General features: G+C 71.3%; 16 protein-coding genes. 3 read left to right on the top strand and 13 right to left on the bottom strand.

Annotated features, from left to right (window positions below; genetic code table 11):
• Nucleotides 1-129: 129 nt before the first annotated feature.
• The 7 genes from AB0L33_RS19040 to AB0L33_RS19010 all read right to left on the bottom strand — a co-directional run bounded on the left by AB0L33_RS19040 (nt 130) and on the right by AB0L33_RS19010 (nt 7,564).
• A complete protein-coding gene (locus AB0L33_RS19040) occupies nt 130-564 on the bottom strand; it encodes a hypothetical protein (RefSeq protein WP_365682804.1) in 435 nt (144 codons plus the stop codon).
• Complete coding sequence (locus tag AB0L33_RS19035; RefSeq protein WP_365682802.1) at nt 561-1,043, bottom strand: MarR family transcriptional regulator; 483 nt, start codon at nt 1,041-1,043, stop codon at nt 561-563. Before AB0L33_RS19035 ends, AB0L33_RS19040 begins: the two co-directional genes overlap by 4 nt.
• A 78-nt stretch (nt 1,044-1,121) precedes the next feature.
• Nucleotides 1,122-2,498, bottom strand: a complete 1,377-nt coding sequence (locus tag AB0L33_RS19030; RefSeq protein WP_365682800.1) for a diaminopimelate decarboxylase — start codon at nt 2,496-2,498, stop codon at nt 1,122-1,124.
• Nucleotides 2,499-2,619: 121 nt separating this feature from the next.
• Nucleotides 2,620-4,236, bottom strand: a complete 1,617-nt coding sequence (locus tag AB0L33_RS19025) for a helix-turn-helix domain-containing protein (protein WP_365682798.1) — start codon at nt 4,234-4,236, stop codon at nt 2,620-2,622.
• 41 nt (nt 4,237-4,277) lie between these two features.
• Nucleotides 4,278-5,018: an MgtC/SapB family protein gene (locus AB0L33_RS19020; RefSeq protein ID WP_365682796.1), complete on the bottom strand. Its 741-nt coding sequence runs from the start codon at nt 5,016-5,018 to the stop codon at nt 4,278-4,280.
• 166 nt (nt 5,019-5,184) lie between these two features.
• A complete protein-coding gene (locus AB0L33_RS19015) occupies nt 5,185-6,288 on the bottom strand; it encodes a lytic polysaccharide monooxygenase (protein WP_365682794.1) in 1,104 nt (367 codons plus the stop codon).
• Nucleotides 6,289-6,541: 253 nt separating this feature from the next.
• Entirely contained in the window at nt 6,542-7,564 is a 1,023-nt protein-coding gene (locus AB0L33_RS19010; protein WP_365682793.1) for a LacI family DNA-binding transcriptional regulator, read from the bottom strand.
• A gap of 241 nt (nt 7,565-7,805) precedes the next feature.
• Between AB0L33_RS19010 and AB0L33_RS19005 the strand changes: the two genes are divergently transcribed.
• Entirely contained in the window at nt 7,806-9,191 is a 1,386-nt protein-coding gene (locus AB0L33_RS19005) for a cellulase family glycosylhydrolase (protein ID WP_365682791.1), read from the top strand.
• 278 nt (nt 9,192-9,469) lie between these two features.
• A complete protein-coding gene (locus AB0L33_RS19000) occupies nt 9,470-10,072 on the top strand; it encodes a TetR-like C-terminal domain-containing protein (protein WP_365682789.1) in 603 nt (200 codons plus the stop codon).
• Between the two features lie 23 nt (nt 10,073-10,095).
• On the opposite strand, the gene AB0L33_RS18995 is transcribed toward AB0L33_RS19000, so the two are convergent.
• A complete protein-coding gene (locus tag AB0L33_RS18995; RefSeq protein WP_365682787.1) occupies nt 10,096-11,235 on the bottom strand; it encodes an NAD(P)/FAD-dependent oxidoreductase in 1,140 nt (379 codons plus the stop codon).
• 238 nt (nt 11,236-11,473) lie between these two features.
• Here AB0L33_RS18995 and AB0L33_RS18990 point away from each other — a divergent pair, with 238 nt between their 5' ends.
• The gene (locus AB0L33_RS18990) at nt 11,474-12,079 is read left to right on the top strand and encodes a helix-turn-helix domain-containing protein (protein ID WP_365682785.1); all 606 of its coding nucleotides are present in this window, start codon (nt 11,474-11,476) and stop codon (nt 12,077-12,079) included.
• 85 nt (nt 12,080-12,164) lie between these two features.
• Here AB0L33_RS18990 and AB0L33_RS18985 read toward each other — a convergent pair whose 3' ends face one another.
• The 5 genes from AB0L33_RS18985 to AB0L33_RS18965 form a co-directional block, all read right to left on the bottom strand.
• The gene (locus AB0L33_RS18985; RefSeq protein WP_365682783.1) at nt 12,165-13,007 is read right to left on the bottom strand and encodes a hypothetical protein; all 843 of its coding nucleotides are present in this window, start codon (nt 13,005-13,007) and stop codon (nt 12,165-12,167) included.
• 130 nt (nt 13,008-13,137) lie between these two features.
• The gene (locus AB0L33_RS18980) at nt 13,138-14,496 is read right to left on the bottom strand and encodes a GH1 family beta-glucosidase (RefSeq protein ID WP_365682781.1); all 1,359 of its coding nucleotides are present in this window, start codon (nt 14,494-14,496) and stop codon (nt 13,138-13,140) included.
• A gap of 20 nt (nt 14,497-14,516) precedes the next feature.
• Nucleotides 14,517-15,425, bottom strand: coding sequence for a carbohydrate ABC transporter permease (locus AB0L33_RS18975; RefSeq protein WP_365682779.1), 909 nt, complete (start codon nt 15,423-15,425; stop codon nt 14,517-14,519).
• A complete protein-coding gene (locus AB0L33_RS18970; RefSeq protein ID WP_365682778.1) occupies nt 15,418-16,428 on the bottom strand; it encodes a sugar ABC transporter permease in 1,011 nt (336 codons plus the stop codon). Before AB0L33_RS18970 ends, AB0L33_RS18975 begins: the two co-directional genes overlap by 8 nt.
• Nucleotides 16,429-16,438: 10 nt before the next feature.
• A complete protein-coding gene (locus AB0L33_RS18965) occupies nt 16,439-17,749 on the bottom strand; it encodes a sugar ABC transporter substrate-binding protein (RefSeq protein WP_365682776.1) in 1,311 nt (436 codons plus the stop codon).
• Between the last annotated feature and the right edge of the window lie 30 nt (nt 17,750-17,779).

The raw sequence follows: 17,779 nt of genomic DNA, 5'->3' as shown, positions 1-17,779 counted from the left end.
CGACGCCCACTCCGCCGGGGCCCGCGCCGGACCCGATCCCGCAGCCGCCGTCGCCGAACCCCGACCCGGTGCCGCCGCCCGAGCCCGAGCCGTCACCGGTCTGACCCGGCGCCGGTCCGCGCTCGGCTGTCAGCCGGCGGCCAGCATCGCGTCGGCCCGGGCCGTGACCTCGGCCAGCACCCGGCCCGCCGCGGCCAGGTCCTCGGCCGGCAGGTCCCCGTACAACCCGGCCGCGATGCGGGCGACGCCCGCCTTGTACGACTGGACCAGCGCGTCGCCCGCAGCGGTGAGCGCGAGCACGTCACCGGGCCGCTCCTCCAGCAGTCCGGCGGACGTCAGATCCGCGACGGTGGCCTCCGCCGCCGGAGCGCCGAGCTTCACGGCTCCGGTCAGCCGTTCGGTCAGCGCGCGGCGCTCGACTGCGCCGCCCGCGGCCTCGGCGGTGTTGAGGGCCAGGGCCTGGTAGAACGTGGTGCCCGCCGGCAGCAGCCGTTCGGCGACGGCGCGGGTGGCGTAGTGGGCCATGCCGATGACCTGGCCGTTCACGGTGGGTGTGGTGGTCATGATGACTCCTCGCGGGAAGCGGTGACGGGGGGAAGCGGCACGTCGAGCAGGGCCGTCAGTGCCTCGGTGAACGCCTCGGTCTCCTGGCCGCCGAGACCGCCCAGGGGTTCTAGCAGGCCATTGACGAGCTCTCGCACCACCGTGACCGCGCGCTCCGTCGTCGTGCGGCCCTCCTCGGTCAGCGAGAGCCGGACGGCCCGGCTGTCCGACGGGTCGGCGGTCCGTTCGACCAGGCCCGCCTTCTCCAGGGCGCGGGCCAGCTTCGAGACGTAGAGCGCTTCGAGGCCGGTGTGATCCGCGAGGGCGCGCTGACTCGGCCGCACCCCCGCGTGCTCCATCCCCTGGAGAGAGGCGACCAGCGCATACTGCGCGTGCGTGAGGCCGAGCGGTGTCAGCGCCCGGTCGATGGCCACCCGCCACTTCATGGACAGGCGCCAGACCAGGAAACCCGGGGTCGCGCCCTCGACTGCGTTGCTCATGCCAAATATCGTACATGGCTACTATGTACATGGCTACTAAATTCCGCGAGGTCATGAGGGCGCGGGCACTCCGTTCGCTCAGTCGCCCAGGTCGAGCAGCGCGTCGGCGTGCGCCAGGCCGCTCTCGGCGGAGACCGAGTCCAGCGACTGCGCGTCGCGTACCGGAGCGAACCGCACCACGGGGTCCTCCCGGCCGCTCGTACCGGCGAGGTCGAAGCCGTACACCGCCGGGCGCGGCAGGCTGTTGTACGACCACGGGGTGGAGAAGTAGTACGCGCCCGTGTCGTACAGCACCACGAAGTCACCGGCCCGCAGCTCGGGCAGTTCCCGGGCGTGTGCGACGACGTCCCCGGCGAAGCAGCACGGCCCAGCGACGTCCTGGACCACCATGGGCCCGGTCTTCGGCCGCCCTGCGGCGTCGAAGGCGCCGACGCGCAGGGGCCAGGCGTCCGGCATGAAGACGGTACGGGTGGCGGTCTGCGCCCCCGCGTGGGTCAACGCGATACGGCGGCCGCCCGCGTCCTTCGTGTACTCGACCAGCGCGCCGATGAAGCCGTTCTTCGCGAGCAGGGACCGCCCGAACTCGGTGACCAGCTCGTACCGCCCGTCGAAGAGCCCCGGCACGGCCGCCCGCAGCGCCGCCGCGTACGCCGCGAAGGTGGGGCGCACCTCGTCGTCGGCGAAGTTGACCGGCAGGCCGCCCCCGATGTCGAGCCCGGTGACCTGGCGCCGGCCCAGCGTCTCGTTGATCTCCTCGGCCAGCCGGTACGTCTCGGCGATCCCGGCCGCGATCAGCTCCAGGGAACAGCCCTGCGAGCCGACATGGGCGTGCAGCCGGGACAGCCACGGGTGAGCGGCGAACGCCTTCACGACCTGTTCGCGCGCGCCGGGGTCGCGCAGCGCCACGCCGAACTTAGAGGTGGCCGTGGCCGTGCTCATCGCGCCGATCGAGCCGCCGCCGACCTGCGGGTTGACCCGGAGGCCGATGGCGGACACCGCGTCCGCCGGGCGCAGCGAGGCGATCCGGTCCACCTCGTCCAGGTTGTCCGCGTTGATCGCCACGCCCACGGCCAGGGCGCGGCGGATCTCGTCCCGGGTCTTGGCGGGGGAGTCCAGCACGATCTTCGACGGCGCGAACCCGGCGTCCAGCGCCAGCCGCAGCTCACCCGGGCTTGCGACCTCGCAGCCCATCCCGCACCGGGCGAGCAGCCGCAACACGGGGACCAGCGAGGACGCCTTCGCGGCGAAGGTGTGCAGCACGGCGGGCACCCCGGGGAACGCCTCGTGCAGTGCGGCGACCGAGGCGCGGACGCCGTCCGTGTCGATGAAGCCGACGACCGGGCTCGCCTCGCCGAGCAGACCGGCGGCCACGGCGTGGCGGACGACCGCCGCGACACGCGCGGAGCCGGCCGGAGTCGAGGGGGAAAGGGCGGAGGAGGCTGAAGAAAGGCTCATGGAGCCAGAGTCGGCGATGAGTGCCCCCAGGTCTCTGTCCGGGCGGCCAAGAACGGTGCGCTTCCTTGTCCGAGTGGCCAACGAGTGGTCGCGAGCCACTGCCGTACGGACAGACCGCAACCTACCCGCTGAGCCGGACTGCGAGCGTGACCAGCAGCCGGGTGTCGGGGTCCTCCAGATCCACCCCGAACCGCTCCCGGGCGCGCCGCAGCCGGTAGCGCAGCGTGTTCGGGTGGACGACCAGGTGCTCTGCGGCCCGCGCGACGTCGCCCGAAGCGTCGAAATAGGCCGCCAGCGAGCGGACCAGCTCACCGCCCGCCGCCAGATCCGTCCGTACGAGCTCGTGCACCGGCCCCCGCCCCGCCTCCCAGACCGGCCGGGCGGCGTCCAGAATCCGGGCGACGTCCAGCGACGGGCCCACCCCCGCCGCGTCCGCCGCCCGCCTGCCGTCCCCCGCCGCCGCCCGCTCGCGCAGCACCCGTACGACGAGCAGGGCCTCCTCGCACGACTCGCGCACCCCGGCCGCCCCGGCGGCCACCGGCCCGGCCCCCGCCAGCACCCCGGCGTCCTGGGCCTGGCCCGCCAGCTCCCGGGCCAGCGCCGCCGCGCCCCGGTCCGGCCCGGCGTCCACGGGAAGCAGCACCAGCAGCCGGTCGCCGTCGCGCAGCACGCGCACGGACGGGCGGTACGTCGCCGCCTGGAGCGCGGCCACGTCGAGCGTGCGGTCGCCCGGGGCGGACGTGCCGGTGAGGGGTTCGGCGACCACGACGGCGCAGGCGGCGTCGGGGGAGAGGCCGAGCGACCAGGCGTGCGTACGGGCGTCCCCGTCCCCGTACAGCAGTCCGCGCAGGGCGAGTTCGCTGCGTCGGGCGGCACCGCTCTCGCGCAGCCGGTGCCGCACCAGCAGGGGCGCCGCGACCTCGGCGGCCCGGCGGAGCGCGTCCGGTGCGTCCGGGCGCAAAGGGCGTCCGTCGCCGGCCACCCAGATCGAGCCGAGGACCTCCGGCCCGCTGCGGACCGCGATGATCAGGCGCTCGGGTCCCTCGGTGTCGGCCGCGCGGTGGATCACGTCCCGGGACGTCCACAGCGTGCGGAGCATCCCGCTGCGCCGCAGCTCCGCGACCCGCCACTCCGGGACCCGGCCGCCCAGGATGGTGGACCGGCGCAGCGCGTCGGCGTCGGGGCCGGTGGCGGAGTGGGCGAGGACCCGCAGGCGCGTGTCCTCGATGGTGATCGACCCGCCGGTGTACTCGGCGACGGCCGCCGCGAGCGCGCTCAGGCTCTCCGGGCCCCCGGGCGTCACCGGGCCGGTGGCCGCGTCGTCCGCGCCCGCCCGGGCGCAGGCCAGCGCGGAACGCAGCAGCGCGGCGGCGTCCGTCCAGTCGGCCCATTCCGCGCGGGTGAGCAGGGCCACCCCCGTCTCCTCGGCCGCGGCGAGCACCTGCGGCGCGGCGGCCACCCCCTCCACGGCGCGCAGCACCACGCCGGACGCGCCCCGCCGTGCGGCCTCACGGACCGGGGCGGCGGCCGCGGGGGACGAGGCGGGCGCTCCGGTGACCAGGACCAGGCAGCCGTCCAGCGACCGGGCCGGGCCCTCGTCGCCCACGGCCACCCCGCGCACCCCGACGTCCCGGCCGGCCGGGGCGAGCAGCAGCCGCAGGCTCCCCCCGTCGTCGAAGGCGAGGATCTCGCGCAGCGCGACGGAGGGCTCCGGCGGGAGGGCGGCACGGCTCGTCATGGCAGCCGAGCATACGAGCACCCCGGTGCCGGGGCCGGTGCTCACTCGTCGTTGAGGTCGCTCCGGCTGCACGCCAGGACCCCGGCCGTGCCCGCCAGCCGTGCCGTCAGCGCATCGGGGTCGCCCCGCCCCTGCACGCTCAGCGCGATCTCCACGGTCCCCTCGGCGTCCGGCTGCGCGCGGCGCCGCCGGTATCGGCCCGAGCCGGAGAGCGTGGTCAGCTCGGACACGGCGAACCCGGTCTCCGTGCAGTGGTTGACCAGTTCGCGCAGTGCTCCGACGCCCTCGGTGTACGTGATGCGGAAGCCGATCGACGCGTTGCGCAGGGCGGGGAGCCGGTGGGCGAGGGGGCGTACCCCGTAGGACACCAGGAAGTACGCGAGCGTGGCCAGCGTCGCGAGCACGGGCAGCCCGGCCCCGGCCGCGCAGCCCACGGCGGCGGTGAGCCAGATGGAGGCCGCCGTGGTAAGCCCCCGCACCGAGCCCCGGTGGACGAAGATGACGCCGCCGCCGATGAAGCCGAGCCCGGACACGATCTGGGCCGCGACGCGCGACGGGTCCAGCTCCACCTGGCCGGTCACCACGACGTCGGAGAAACCGAACTTGCTGACCAGCGTGAAGAGCGCGGCCCCGAGCCCGACGATCGTGTACGTGCGCAGACCGGCCGCCTTCTGGCGGATCTCGCGCTCGATCCCGATCGCGCACGACAGGACGAACGCGATGCCGAACTGCGCGGCGTGCGTCCAGTTCTGACCGAACGGTTCGTTGATGTCGAGTGCCACGCAGCCTCCGTACCCGTCCGGCGGAACATGATCGGACAGAGTCCACCGTACCCGCCGATCCGGGGCCCGTCGGAGAGCGGCGGGACGGTCTTGGGTCAAGGCCGCGGCAAGAAGGCGGCGGTTCCCGGGAGGCCCGGGAACCGCCGCCTTCCTTGCGCGTCAGGGGTTACGGGCTGACGCAGCCGATCGAGCCGACGGGGAAGTCATTGCCCGTCGAGGTCGCCGTGAAGCCGAAGGTGACGCTGCCGTCCGGCGGGATCGACCGGTTGTAGTCGGCGTTCTTCACCGTCAGCGTGCCGTCGGACCCGGTGCTGAGCACCCCGCTCCACACACTGCTGACCTTGGTGCCCGTACCGGGCTTCCACTGCACGGCCCAGCCGTCGAGCGCCGTCGTGTTGTGGTTCATGACCTCGACGGAGCCCTGGAAGCCGCCGCTCCAGGAGTTGGTCACGTTGTAGACGGCCATGCAGCCGGTGTGCGGGTCGGTGGGGTCCGTCGGGTCCGTCGGGTCCGGGGTCGGGTCGGTGGGGTCCGGGTCGGGGGTGCTGCCCGAGCCGCGGATGCCGGTCACCTCGCCGTTTCCGCCGTCGAAGACGATGTCGGAGCAGGAGAAGAAGTTCTCCTGGCTGTCCGAGCGCACCCACTGGATGAACATGACCGCGTCACCCGAGCGGCCCGAGGGGAGGGTCAGGTCCCAGTAGTAGTGACCGCCGTCGGTGCCCGGCGAGCCCACCTGGGGCGGGTTGGTCACGGTCTGGATCAACTCCAGGTCGTCCCAGCCCAGTTCGGAGGTGGGGGAGTATCCCGGCTTGGACACGTACACCCGGAACGAACCCGGGTGTGCGGCCCAGTTGCTGTGGTCGACCTCGATCGTGGCGCCCGAGGTGAGGTGCGTACGGGGCCAGTCGCCGCGCGGCGCGTTGTAGCCGGTGAAGTCGTACGGGGAGCGGTCACCGGCGCTGCACAGCGTGCCGTCCGGGACGTAACCCTCGCCCCGGCCGCCCGCGTTGGAGTCCAGCACGGCGAACCAGTTGTACAGGGAGCTCGCACCGCTCTCCGCGAGCGCGGCCTTGCACGCGGGGTTGGTCGGGTCCAGCGAACCGGTGCTCGTCTTCGCGTCCAGCCAGCAGAGATAGGTGCGCGAGCCGGGTGACATGGTGACGCCGTGGGCCTGTGCGCTGCCCTGGCCCAGCAGGGTGAAGGCGATGCCGCCGAGCAGTGTCGCCAGCACCGCCGCCAGGGAGGCGAGTTGTGTTCTGCGTCGAGCCATGGTGTCTCCTTCTGCGGGTGCGGGTGCGGGTGCGGGTGCGGGTGCGGGTGCGGGTGCGGGGGTTGTGGGGGTGCGGAGGCGGGCGGGCCGCGGAGGGGTGCGGGGGCGTGTGAATGTGGGAGCGCTCCCATGTGTTCGTTGGTAGGGGACTGTAGGACACGGTCGTGTCCCTGACAACCCTGCGGACGGCATCGGCCGAAACGAGCCCCGGTCGGCGCACCCTTCTAGCAGCGACGATCAACGGCCTTGTGGATCAACCGGATTGACGCACCATCAATCGCGTACGCAGGATCACGTGGTGCCACGCGACCCTGGGCCGGCTCATCTCCTCCAGCAGCAGCCGCACCATCGCCCGGCCGATCTCCTCCATCGGCTGCCGGACCGTCGTGAGCGGCGGGTCGGTCTGCTCGGCGAGCTCGAAGTCGTCGAAGCCGACCACCGCCACGTCCTCGGGTACCCGCCGCCCCGCCGCGTGCAGCGCGGCCAGCGCCCCGGCCGCCATGCTGTCCGACGCGGCGAACACCGCGTCCACCTCCGGATGCCGCTCCATCAGACGGGCCATCGCCCGCCGCCCGCTGGCCTCGGTGAAGTCGCCCTGGGCGACCAGGGACGGCGGCTCGGCGCAGCCCGCCTCGCGCAGGGCCTCGCGGTAGCCGCGCAGCCGGCACTGGGCGACGTACATCTCGGGCGGACCTGCGATCGCGGCGATGGTCCTGCGCCCGCCGCGCACCAAGTGGCCGACGGCGTCCCGCGCGCCGCCAACGTTGTCGGCGTCCACGTAGGTCACCCGCTCGTCGCCCGAGCGCCGGCCGAGCAGCACCGTGGGCACCCCGGCGTCCGCGAGCATGTCGGGCAGCCGGTCCTCGGCGCTCACCGACATCAGCAGCACCCCGTCGACCCGGCCGCCGCGCACGTACTCCAGGAGCCGCTGCCGTTCGCTGTCCGTCCGGACGAGGGTGAGCAGCAGTTGGACGCCCTGCTCGTCGAGGGCGTCCCCGACCGCGCGCACGATCTCCGAGAAGAACGGCTCCCCGAACAGCCGCCAGTCCGTCTTCGTCATCACCAGGGCGACGGCACCGGCGCGCTGTCCGGCCAGGGAGCGGGCGGCCAGGTTGGGCACGTAGCCGAGTTCGTCGATGGCGCGCTGCACGGCGCGGCGGGTGGACTCCCGGACGCCCGCGGCGTTGTTGATCACTCGGGAGACCGTGCCCCGGCCCACCCCGGCCAGCGCCGCCACCTCTTCCAGCGTCGGCGTGCCGGAATCCCTGTTCAGCATGGACCACCCCCAAGAGCCACCGATCCTACGGCCCGGAGGGCGGACGGCCGAAGGAGTCGTATCAATTGACGGCGCGATCGGGTCATCGATCTGGGAGCGCTCCCAACTTTATTTGTGCATGACAGCGTCGGATGACTATGCGTGGGCTCCCGCGGCGTGTACGGTCTCGGGCCGATGGGTTCTGGGAGCGCTCCCATCCAGTTGTTCCTCAGTTGTTCCCCTTCGGACGAGGAGAAATGCTGTGAAACGCTTCTTGGCTCTGCTGGCGGCCGGTGCCACGGCCACGGGCCTGACGGTCCTGGCCGGCCCACCTGCGGCGGCCGCCACCGGATGCAAGGTGGAGTACACGGTCGCCAGTCAGTGGGAGGGCGGCTTCCAGGGCGGGGTGAAGGTCACCAACCTGGGTGACTCGGTCAGTGGCTGGCAGCTCAAGTTCACCCTGCCCGGCTCGGGTCAGAAGGTGGTCCAGGGCTGGAACGCCACCTGGTCGCAGTCCGGCTCCACGGTCACCGCCGCCCCCGTCGACTGGAACCGCACCCTGGCCACCGGCGGCTCGGCGGACCTGGGCTTCGTCGGCTCCTTCTCGGGCGCCAACCCGGCGCCCACGGACTTCACGCTCAACGGTGTCGCCTGCACGGGCACCGTCGGTGGCGGAGGCGACGACGATCCGCCGCCCGCCACGGGCAACGGCACCCCGGTGGAGACCAACGGGCAGCTCCGGGTGTGCGGCGTGAACCTGTGCAACCAGTACAACCGCCCGATCCAGCTGCGCGGCATGAGCACGCACGGCCTCCAGTGGTTCAGCCAGTGCTACAACAACGCGTCGCTGGACGCGCTGGCGAACGACTGGAAGGCGGACCTGCTGCGCACCGCCATGTATGTGCAGGAGGACGGTTACGAGACCGACCCGGCGGGCTTCACCAGCAAGGTCAACAGCCTGGTCGACATGGCCGAGGCCCGTGGCATGTACGCCCTGATCGACTTCCACACGCTCACACCGGGCGACCCGAACTACAACCTGGAGCGGGCCAAGACCTTCTTCGCGTCGGTCGCCGCCCGTAACGCCTCCAAGAAGAACGTCATCTACGAGATCGCCAACGAGCCCAACGGCGTGAGCTGGGCGGGCATCAAGAACTACGCCGAGCAGGTCATCCCGGTCATCCGTGCCGCCGACCCGGACGCGGTCGTCATCGTCGGCACCCGCGGCTGGTCGTCGCTCGGTGTCTCGGACGGCTCCAACGAGAGCGAGGTCGTCAACAGCCCCGTCAACGCCACCAACATCATGTACGCGTTCCACTTCTACGCCGCGAGCCACAAGGACAACTACCGGGCGACGGTGAGTCGGGCTGCCTCTCAACTCCCGCTCTTCGTGACGGAGTTCGGCACGGTCAGCGCCACCGGTGGCGGCACGCTGGACCGTTCGAGCACCACCGCCTGGCTGGACCTGCTCGACCAGCTGAAGATCAGCTACGCGAACTGGACCTACTCGGATGCCAACGAGAGCAGTGCCGCTTTCAAGCCCGGCACCTGCGACGGCGGCGACTACAGCAGCAGCGGTGTGCTCACCGAGTCCGGCACCCTGCTGAAGGCCCGGATCAGCACCCCGGACAACTTCCCCACCAGCTGATCCGTGCGATGCGGGGGCTCCGGCGCGGTCGGGGCCCCCGCATCCGCGTGTCCAGCGGCGGAATCTTGACACCCTGTCGACAGCGACGAGACACTGGGAACGCCATGGGAGAGCGCTCTCCCGGGCGTTCCTGGCCGCCGTGCCGACCCACTCCCCGCTGTCGGTGCGGTACGGAAGCCCGCGGTGGTCACGGATGACCGTGACCACCGCGGGCTTCTGTGTATATTCGGCGGAGCGTCAAGCTAAGGGGTCTAGGAAACACGTCGGCAGGGGTGGACATGGTGCGCGCGGGGCTCACGACCGAACGGGTCGTGGCGGCTGCGGCCGATCTTGCGGACTCGGCCGGCTTCGACAAGGTGACCATCTCCGCGCTGGCCCGGGGCTTCGGCGTCAAGGACGCGAGCCTCTACTCCCACGTCAAGAACCTGGGCGACCTGCGGACCCGCGTCGCGCTGCTGGCCGCCGAGGAGTTCATCGACCGCATCGAGGCGGCGGTGGCCGGCCGGGCCGGGAAGGACGCGCTGGTCGCGTTCGCCGACGCCTACCGGACCTTCGCGCTGGAGTGCCCCGGCCGCTATGCCGCCACCCGCTACCACGTCGACCCCGCGATCGTCGCCGAGTCCCCCGCGTACCACCGCACGATCCGCACCACCTCGGCAATGCTGCGCGCCTACGGCCTGACCGACCCGGACCTCACCGACGCGGTACGCCTGCTGCGCAGTACGTTCCACGGCTTCACGGACCTGGAGGCCGAGGGCGGCTTCGAGGCGGCACGCCCGGTGCAGACCTCCTGGGAACGGGCGGTGGAGGCGCTGCACTTCCTGCTGTCGAACTGGTCGCGGGCGACGGAGGGCGTGCAGACGCCTTCCGCGAGACCCTAGGTGGGCGGGCGTGTGCACCCGTTTCAGGCTGTAGTCGTTGCGTCCTGGGCGAAGTCCGGCAGCTCGGTGGAGATGAGTTCTTCTGCGCCGTGGTCGAGGGTCTTCTGCCACTCGTTGGAGCGGGGAAGCATGGTCTGCTCGTAGGCGCGGATGGCGTCCGCGACGGTGTCGTGCCGCACCACGGCGAGGGCGAGTTCGCCGGCGTCGAGCATGGCGAGGTTGACGCCGACGCCGAGCGGCGGCATGAGGTGGGCCGCGTCGCCGAGCAGGGTGACGGTCGGGTTGTGGGCCCAGGTGTGCGGGACGGGCAGCGCGTTGATGGGGCGGTCGACGTAGAGGCCGTCGTTGTCGGTGAGCAGGCTGCGCAGGGCCGGGGACCAGTCGCGGAACCGCTCAAGCAGCAACGCGCGGATGGCGCCGGTGTCCCGAGGGGTGAGACCCGCGTCGCGGATCCAGGTGCGCGGGAGCCGCTGGATGATGTAGGCGCGGATGTGGTCGCCGCTGTTGCGCTGGGCGAAGAGCCCGCGGTCGCCGTCGGCCGCGGCGGCGCTGCCCTGGCCGACGAGTTCGGCGAGGGCGGGGTGCCTGTTCTCGACGTCGTGGAACCAGGCTTCGAGGAAGCTGATGCCGGTGTACTCGGGCCGGGCCGGGGAGACGGCGGTGCGGACGGTGGACCAGGCGCCGTCGGCGCCGATGACGAGATCGGCGGGGGCGGTCGAGCCGTCGTCGAAGCGCAGCTGCCGGGGGCCCTCGTCGGGGCCTTCGACAGCGGTCAGGGTGTGGCCCCAGCGGATGGTCCCGGGTTCGAGCGAGCCGAGGAGGAGGTCGCGCAGGTCACCGCGGTCGATCTCGGGCTTGAAGCGTTCGCCCGCCTCGGGGACGTGGTGGAAGAGGATCGTGCCGGCCGGGTCCAGCTGACGCATCTCCTGGCCCTCGGGGCGCGAGAGGCGGAAGAAGTCGTCGAGGAGTCCGGCTTCCCGCAGGGCAATCTGGCCGTTGTCCTCGTGCAGGTCCAGGGTGCCGCCCTGGTCACGGGCGTCGGGGCCGGTCTCGTGGTCGTAGACGGTGACGGCGATGCCGTGGCGCTGGAGGATTCGTGCGCAGGTCAGACCGCCGGGCCCGGCGCCGATGATCGCTATGCGGGGTGTGGGGGTGGTGTTCATGGTGGTGCTCCTCAGGGGTGGTGGACAGGGCGCGGCGGAGCCGTCGAGGTCTTCGGGGGTGCCGGCAGAAGGAGTGGGCGGCCAGGAAGGCAAGCGCGCACCGGGTCGCGGCGCTGTGGAAACAGGGGCGTGGGCGACTCGGTGAGGGGGCGCCCGCCGCTCCAGAAGAGCACACCGACTCACTAAGTGCAACTGCTCAACTTTTGAAGTTGGTCAACCGAGAGGTAAGGTTGTCGCCATGACCGACACCCATTCCGGGCCCGCACCGATGGGGCGCCGCGAGCGCAAGAAGGCGGCCACCCGGCAGGCCATCGCCGACGCCGCCCTGCGCCTGTTCCTGGAGCGCGGCTACGACGACGTGGGCATCCGCGAGATCGCGGAGGCCGCCGACGTCTCCACCACCACGCTCTTCAAGCACTTCCCGGTCAAGGAGGCCCTCGTCTTCGACGAGGACAGCGACCAGGAGACCCGTCTGCTCGACGCCGTCCGCCAACGCCCCGAGGGCCGGTCGATTCCCGAGGCACTGCGCGAGCACGCGCTGCATCACCGCATGGCGGCGGCCGACAGCGACGCCCGCTTCACCGCGTTCTTCGACCTGGTGAACAGCACGCCGGCCCTGCACGACTACGTCCAGGCCATGTGGCTGCGCCACACCGACGCGCTCGCCGCCGTCATCGCCGAGGAGAGCGGCCGGCCGGCCGACGACCCCGCCTGCCTCGCCCTGGCCCATTTCGCCCTCGAAGCACCCCGCGCGGCGCGGGGCCACGACGACCCCCGCCAAGTGATCACCCGCGCCTTCGAACTCCTCGAAATCGGCTGGGACGGTCTCACTTCGGCCGGATGATCACGCGCACCGTGTGCCCTGGGACATCACTGCTCTCGTATGCGTTGCGCCGGCCGGCTACGTCACCGCGCGGTCTTCCCGCTGCTCAGCCCTCGCTTCCGAGCTCGCGCATCACCTCGGTGACCGTCGCCCGATACGTGTGCAGCGCCTCCAGACCGGCGGTGTAGCGGGCCCGGTGCCGCGTGATGTCGACGGCCTGTTCCCGCGCCCGTGTGGTGTGCCAGATCTCGGCCGTGTGGTGGCGGCGCTTGCAGGTGACGTCCGCGACGGCGGTGTCACGCTCCCGCCGGGTGTGCCTCGTATTGCCGTCGCTGTCCCGCTGCCAGGCGGCGTCCGAGTACGCCTCGACCGGGTCGGCATAGCGCGTGAACCCCCGGTCGGCCATGCAGTCGCCCCACGCCTCCCAGGCCGCGCGGAGGCCCGGATCGCGCTTTACCACTGCGGCGATCTCGATCTCCCGGGTGCCCGCGTAGAGCCAGTCCCGCTGCACATCGATGCCCCGCATCAGCCGCTGCTCCGACTGCGTCCGGCAGGTGAGGTAGTCCGGATACTCGGCGTCGCTCATCCGGCGGCCCGTCGGCCGGTGCGCCCGCGACTTCGCCGGGTCCCAGCCGTATCCCCAACGGCGGGCGGCGGCCAGGTCCAGGGCGCCGTAGTCGGTGGAGACGGCCGTGAGGGCGATCGGATCGCTGGGGCTGCGAGGGTCGAGGGGGAAGTCCGCGTGGCCGCGGTCCGCCATGCACTGGCGCACCAGCAACGCCGCCGCCTGCTGCGACCGTTGGTAGTCCTGGGCGGTGTACGTGTAGCGGTCGGCCGGCAGCCGCCCCAGGTCGGACGCCGTGCGCACGACGTCGGGGCGCCCTGGGCCGGAAGCGCACATCGCCGCCAGTACCGCCACGCAACCCAGCCGCAATCCCCGCCCCGTCATGCGACAGGATGCTAACGAACGGCCCGCATCGGTCGGCGCCCGCCCCGGTGGTCGCGCAGCGCACCGCGAAACCCCCGGCGGCGGCGGTGGTGGTCCGTCGCGGCCGGGGGCCGTAGGGGGCGCAGCCGGGTCAGGCGGCCTTGCGGGAGCGCGGAGTTGTCGCTTCGCGGATCAGTTCCGCGTAGCGGCGTCCGCTCGTCTTGACCGTGCGGCGTTGCGTCACGTAATCGACGTGGACGAGGCCGAACCGCTTGTCGTAGCCGTAGGCCCACTCGAAGTTGTCGAGGAGCGACCAGGCGAAGTAGCCGGCGAGCGGGGCGCCCTTGCGGACCGCGCGGGCGCAGGCCGCGAGGTGTTCCTCCAGGAACTGGGTGCGCTCGGGGTCGTGTACGGACCCGTCGGGAAGTACGACGTCCTGGTAGGCCGAGCCGTTCTCCGTGACGTAGATGCGCTCGACGCCGTACTCCTCGGTCAGGCGCAGGAGCAGTTGCTCCAGGCCCTGGGCGTGCACCTCCCAGTCCATGTGGGTGTGGCGCGACCCGGGCAGGTAGACCTGCTTGGCGTGCGGGACCGGGCCGGTCGGGTCGGCGGTGACGACCTGGCGGAAGTAGTAGTTGACGCCCAGCCAGTCCAGCGGCGCGGAGATGAGCTCCATGTCGCCTTCCTGGACGGGGAGTTCGACTGCGTACAGGTCCACCATGTCCTGTGGGTAGCCGCGCCCGAGGATCGGGTCGAGCCACCAGCGGTTGACGTGTCCGTCGCCGCGCACCGCCGCCGCCCGGTCCGCCTCGCGGTCGGTGGCCGCCTCCACGGGGCTGAGGTTGTTGACGATGCCGACCCGGGCGTCGGGGGAGACGCTCCGGATCGCCCGGACCGCGAGGCCGTGGCCCAGGTGCAGGTGGTAGGAGGCCCGGACGGCGGCGGTCAGGTCGGTGAGACCCGGTGCCATGGTGCCCTCCAGGTGGCCGATCCACGCCGAGCACAGGGGCTCGTTGAGGGTCGCCCAGTCCTTGACCCGGTCCCCGAGGCGTTCCACGACGACCGAGGCGTACGCGGCGAAGTGCTCCGCGGTCTCCCGTACGGTCCAGCCGCCCCGGTCCTGGAGGGCCTGGGGCAGGTCCCAGTGGTAGAGCGTGGCGAACGGGGTGACCCCGGCATCGAGCAGCCCGTCCACCAGCCGGTCGTAGAAGTCGAGGCCGGCCGCGTTGACCGGTCCGTCGCCGCCGGGCACGATGCGCGGCCAGGCGAGCGAGAAGCGGTACGCGTTCGCGCCCACCTCCTTGATCAGGCCGATGTCCTCCGGGACCCGGTGGTAGTGGTCGCAGGCCACGTCGCCGGTGTCGCCGCCGGCCACCTTGCCCGGGGTGTGCGAGAACGTGTCCCAGATGGAGGGGGCACGGCCGTCCTCGGCCACGGCCCCCTCGATCTGGTACGCGGCGGTGGCGACGCCCCAGGTGAAGCCGGCCGGCAGGGCGCTGAGGTCGTTCACGGACTTCCTTTCCTGAGCGGTCACTTGACGGCTCCCGCGGTCAGGCCGGCCACCAGATAGCGCTGCAGGAGCAGGAAGCCGGCGACGATCGGCACGCTGACGACCAGCGAGGCCGCCATGACCTGGTTCCAGTACACGTCGTTCTGGGTGGCGTAGCCCTGGAGGCCGACGGCCAGGGTGCGGGTGGTGTCGTTGGTCATGACGGACGCGAAGAGGACCTCGCCCCAGGCCGTCATGAAGGCGTACACGGCGACGGCCACGATGCCCGGCACCGCGGCCGGCACCACGACCTGGAACAGGGCGCGGATCGGCCCGCAGCCGTCGACGAGCGCGGCCTCGTCCAGATCCCGGGGGATCGAGTCGAAGTAGCCGATGAGCATCCAGATGGAGAACGGCAGCGAGAACGTCAGGTACGTGAGGATCAGACCGCCGCGCGAGCCGTACAGGGCGACGCCCGTGCTGTTGCCGATGTTCACGAAGATCAGGAACAGCGGCAGCAGGAAGAGGATGCCGGGGAACATCTGCGTGGAGAGCACCGTGACGGTGAAGACGCGCTTGCCGCGGAACCGGTAGCGGCTGACCGCGTACGCCGAGAACACCGCGATGATCACCGAGAGGACCGTCGCGGCTCCCGCCACGATCAGCGAGTTCACGAAGTAGCGGGCCAGCGGGACAGTCTTCCAGATGTCGAAGTAGGGCTTGACCGTCAGCCCGGACGGAATCCAGTGGAACTTCCCGGAGACGTCCTGGAGGGGCTTGAGCGAGCTGCTGATCATCACGTAGACGGGCAGCAGCGCGAAGACGGTCAGGAAGGTCAGGATGATCCGGCGGACCCAGACGAAGGACTGCGGAGCGGCCATCGGGGAGCGCGGGCGCGAGCGCCCCGTCGTCTTCACGGGCAGCACGGACGGCTGGGCAGGGCTAGGCATCGGCACCCTTCCTTCCGCGTGAGGTGATGAACAGGTAGACGGCCGTCACGACCAGCAGGAACAGCAGGAGCAGCACGGACATCGCGGAGCCGGTGCCGAAGTTCCAGGTGACGAACGAGGACTGGTAGATGTGGATCGAGATGAGGTCCGCGTTCTCGGGTGCCGCCTTCCCGAACAGCACGTACGGGGTGTTGAAGTCGTTGAACGTCCACAGGAACAGGACGAGCACCAGGACCTGGTTGACCGGGCGCAGCGAGGGCAGCGTGATCTTGCGGATCTGCTGCCAGATGCCGGCGCCGTCGATCGAGGCGGCCTCGTACAGCTCGCGCGGGATGTTCTGGAGCCCGGCCATCACGATCAGGAAGGCGAAGGGCCAGCCCTTCCAGACCGAGACGATGATCAGGGCGTAGATGCTGTTGTCGCCGATCAGCCAGAACGACGGCTGGTCGGTGATCCCGAGCTGGTCGTGGAGCACGTGGTTGACCAGGCCGTTGTCGCGCTGGAACATGAAGGCCCAGGTGATCACGGCCGCGTAGACCGGCAGGGCGTACGGGACGAGGAAGACCGCCCGCAGGAAGCCCCTGCCGCGGAAGTTCTCCTGCAGCATGATCGCCGCCGCGACCCCGAACAGCCACGCCAGGCCGACGGCGAAGAACGTGAAGACACAGGTGACGAAGAACGAGTGGAGCAGTGCCTCGCCGATCGGGGCGTTGACGTCGACGGCGATCTTGTAGTTGTCGAAGCCACTCCAGGGCGCCCCGCCCCAGTTGTTGATGTAGAACTGCGTGAACTGGCGGAAGCTCATCACGATCCCGATGATCATCGGGATCACGTGGACGAGGAGTTCGAGCAGGACGGCCGGCAGGAGCAGGAGATAGGGCAGTCCGCCCTGGCGGATCCGGTCGGGGATGCGCGGCAGTCTCCTGCGCGCACCCCCGCTGCCCCGGCTCGTCACCCTGTCCGACTTTTCCGTCAGGCTGTCGGTGGTCACGGTGGCGGTCATGGAGATTGCCTTACTGCTGCATCGTCTGCTGGGCCTTTTCCAGGCGCGCCTTGACGGATTCGGTGGTCACGGGGCGGCCGGCCGCCGCGTCGGCCCACAGCTCCTTGACCGCGGTGCCGACGGCGGTCTCGAACTGCGACTCGTTGGGGACCTGCGGCAGCGGGGCCGCGCTCTTGGCCAGCGTGTCGCGCAGGACCGCGAGGTCGGGCGCCGAGAACGCCTCGTCCGCCTGGGCGGTCTTGACCGGCGGGATCGACCCGTAGGTCTTGTTGAGCAGCTTCTGCTCGTCGTCGCTCGTCATGAACTTGACGAACTTCTTGGCGCCGTCGAGGTTCTTGGTGTTCTTGAACACCGCCATGTTGATGCCGGCGACCATGGAGTTGGTGTTCTTGCCCTGGCCGGGCGTGCCGGAGGCGACGGGGACGGGGGCCGCGCCCCAGTCCTCGGGCTTCATGCCCTGCGAGGCGAAGGTGGAGGCGGCGGCCTGCCAGAGCACCATCGCGGTCTTGCCCTTGGCGAAGTCGGTGAGGGACTGGTTCTGGGCGTACTCCGCGTTCCCCGGAGCGATGATCTTGTCCTTGGCCATGAAGTCGATGTACTGCTTCACGGCCGCGACCGCGCCGTCCGAGGTGAAGGTGGGCTTGCCCTCGGCGTCGAAGAAGTCGGCGCCGTGCTGCCGGCCCAGGACGAACGTCTGGTGGATGTTGTTGGAGAGGTTGGAGCCCTCGGCGCCCAGCCCCCACTTGCCGTCCTTGGTGAGCTTCTTGGCGTCCGCGACCAGCTCGTCCCAGGTGGCCGGGGGCTTCTCGATCCCGGCGTCGGCGAAGCTCTTCTTGTTGTAGTAGAGGGCGTACGCGAGTGAGTACAGCGGGACCGCCGCGGGGTCCTTGCCCTCCGCCCCGGCCGAGGCGACCGCCGAGTCGACGAACCGGTCACGGCCGCCGATCGCGTCGAAGTTCTCCTTGTTCCACGGGAGCAGCGCGCCGGTCGCCTGGAGCGAGGCCGACCAGGTGTTGCCGATGTTGAGGACGTCCGGGCCCTGACCGGACGTGGTGGCGGCGAGGATCCGGTTGAGCAGGTCGGCCCACGGCACGACCTCCAGCTTGACCTTGATGCCGGTCTGCTCCTCGAACTTCTTCAGCTCGGGAGTGAGGATCTTCTTGTCGGCCTCGATGCTGGGTCCCTGGTTGGAGGCCCAGTACGTGAGGGTCTTCGGTGAATCGTTGCTGCCGCCCGAGGACGTACCGCCTCCGCAGCCGGTGACACCGGCGGCTATGGAGATCGCGAGGGTGACGGCTGCCGCGGCTCTGATGGTGCGCATGCGGGATGGCCCCTTTCCGGGGAGGAAGGC

Source organism: Streptomyces sp. NPDC052299, from assembly GCF_040679335.1.
Lineage (GTDB): Bacteria > Actinomycetota > Actinomycetes > Streptomycetales > Streptomycetaceae > Streptomyces.
This window is presented reverse-complemented; position numbering and strand designations above follow the sequence as displayed.

Coding starts and splice junctions, on each gene's coding strand:
- AB0L33_RS18990 (WP_365682785.1), top strand. CDS start 11,474: ATGACCGACACCCATTCCGGGCCCGCACCGATGGGGCGCCGCGAGCGC.
- AB0L33_RS19025 (WP_365682798.1), bottom strand. CDS start 4,236: ATGACGAGCCGTGCCGCCCTCCCGCCGGAGCCCTCCGTCGCGCTGCGC.
- AB0L33_RS18965 (WP_365682776.1), bottom strand. CDS start 17,749: ATGCGCACCATCAGAGCCGCGGCAGCCGTCACCCTCGCGATCTCCATA.
- AB0L33_RS18995 (WP_365682787.1), bottom strand. CDS start 11,235: ATGAACACCACCCCCACACCCCGCATAGCGATCATCGGCGCCGGGCCC.
- AB0L33_RS19035 (WP_365682802.1), bottom strand. CDS start 1,043: ATGAGCAACGCAGTCGAGGGCGCGACCCCGGGTTTCCTGGTCTGGCGC.
- AB0L33_RS19000 (WP_365682789.1), top strand. CDS start 9,470: ATGGTGCGCGCGGGGCTCACGACCGAACGGGTCGTGGCGGCTGCGGCC.
- AB0L33_RS19030 (WP_365682800.1), bottom strand. CDS start 2,498: ATGAGCCTTTCTTCAGCCTCCTCCGCCCTTTCCCCCTCGACTCCGGCC.
- AB0L33_RS19040 (WP_365682804.1), bottom strand. CDS start 564: ATGACCACCACACCCACCGTGAACGGCCAGGTCATCGGCATGGCCCAC.
- AB0L33_RS19010 (WP_365682793.1), bottom strand. CDS start 7,564: ATGCTGAACAGGGATTCCGGCACGCCGACGCTGGAAGAGGTGGCGGCG.
- AB0L33_RS18985 (WP_365682783.1), bottom strand. CDS start 13,007: ATGACGGGGCGGGGATTGCGGCTGGGTTGCGTGGCGGTACTGGCGGCG.
- AB0L33_RS18970 (WP_365682778.1), bottom strand. CDS start 16,428: ATGACCGCCACCGTGACCACCGACAGCCTGACGGAAAAGTCGGACAGG.
- AB0L33_RS18975 (WP_365682779.1), bottom strand. CDS start 15,425: ATGCCTAGCCCTGCCCAGCCGTCCGTGCTGCCCGTGAAGACGACGGGG.
- AB0L33_RS19015 (WP_365682794.1), bottom strand. CDS start 6,288: ATGGCTCGACGCAGAACACAACTCGCCTCCCTGGCGGCGGTGCTGGCG.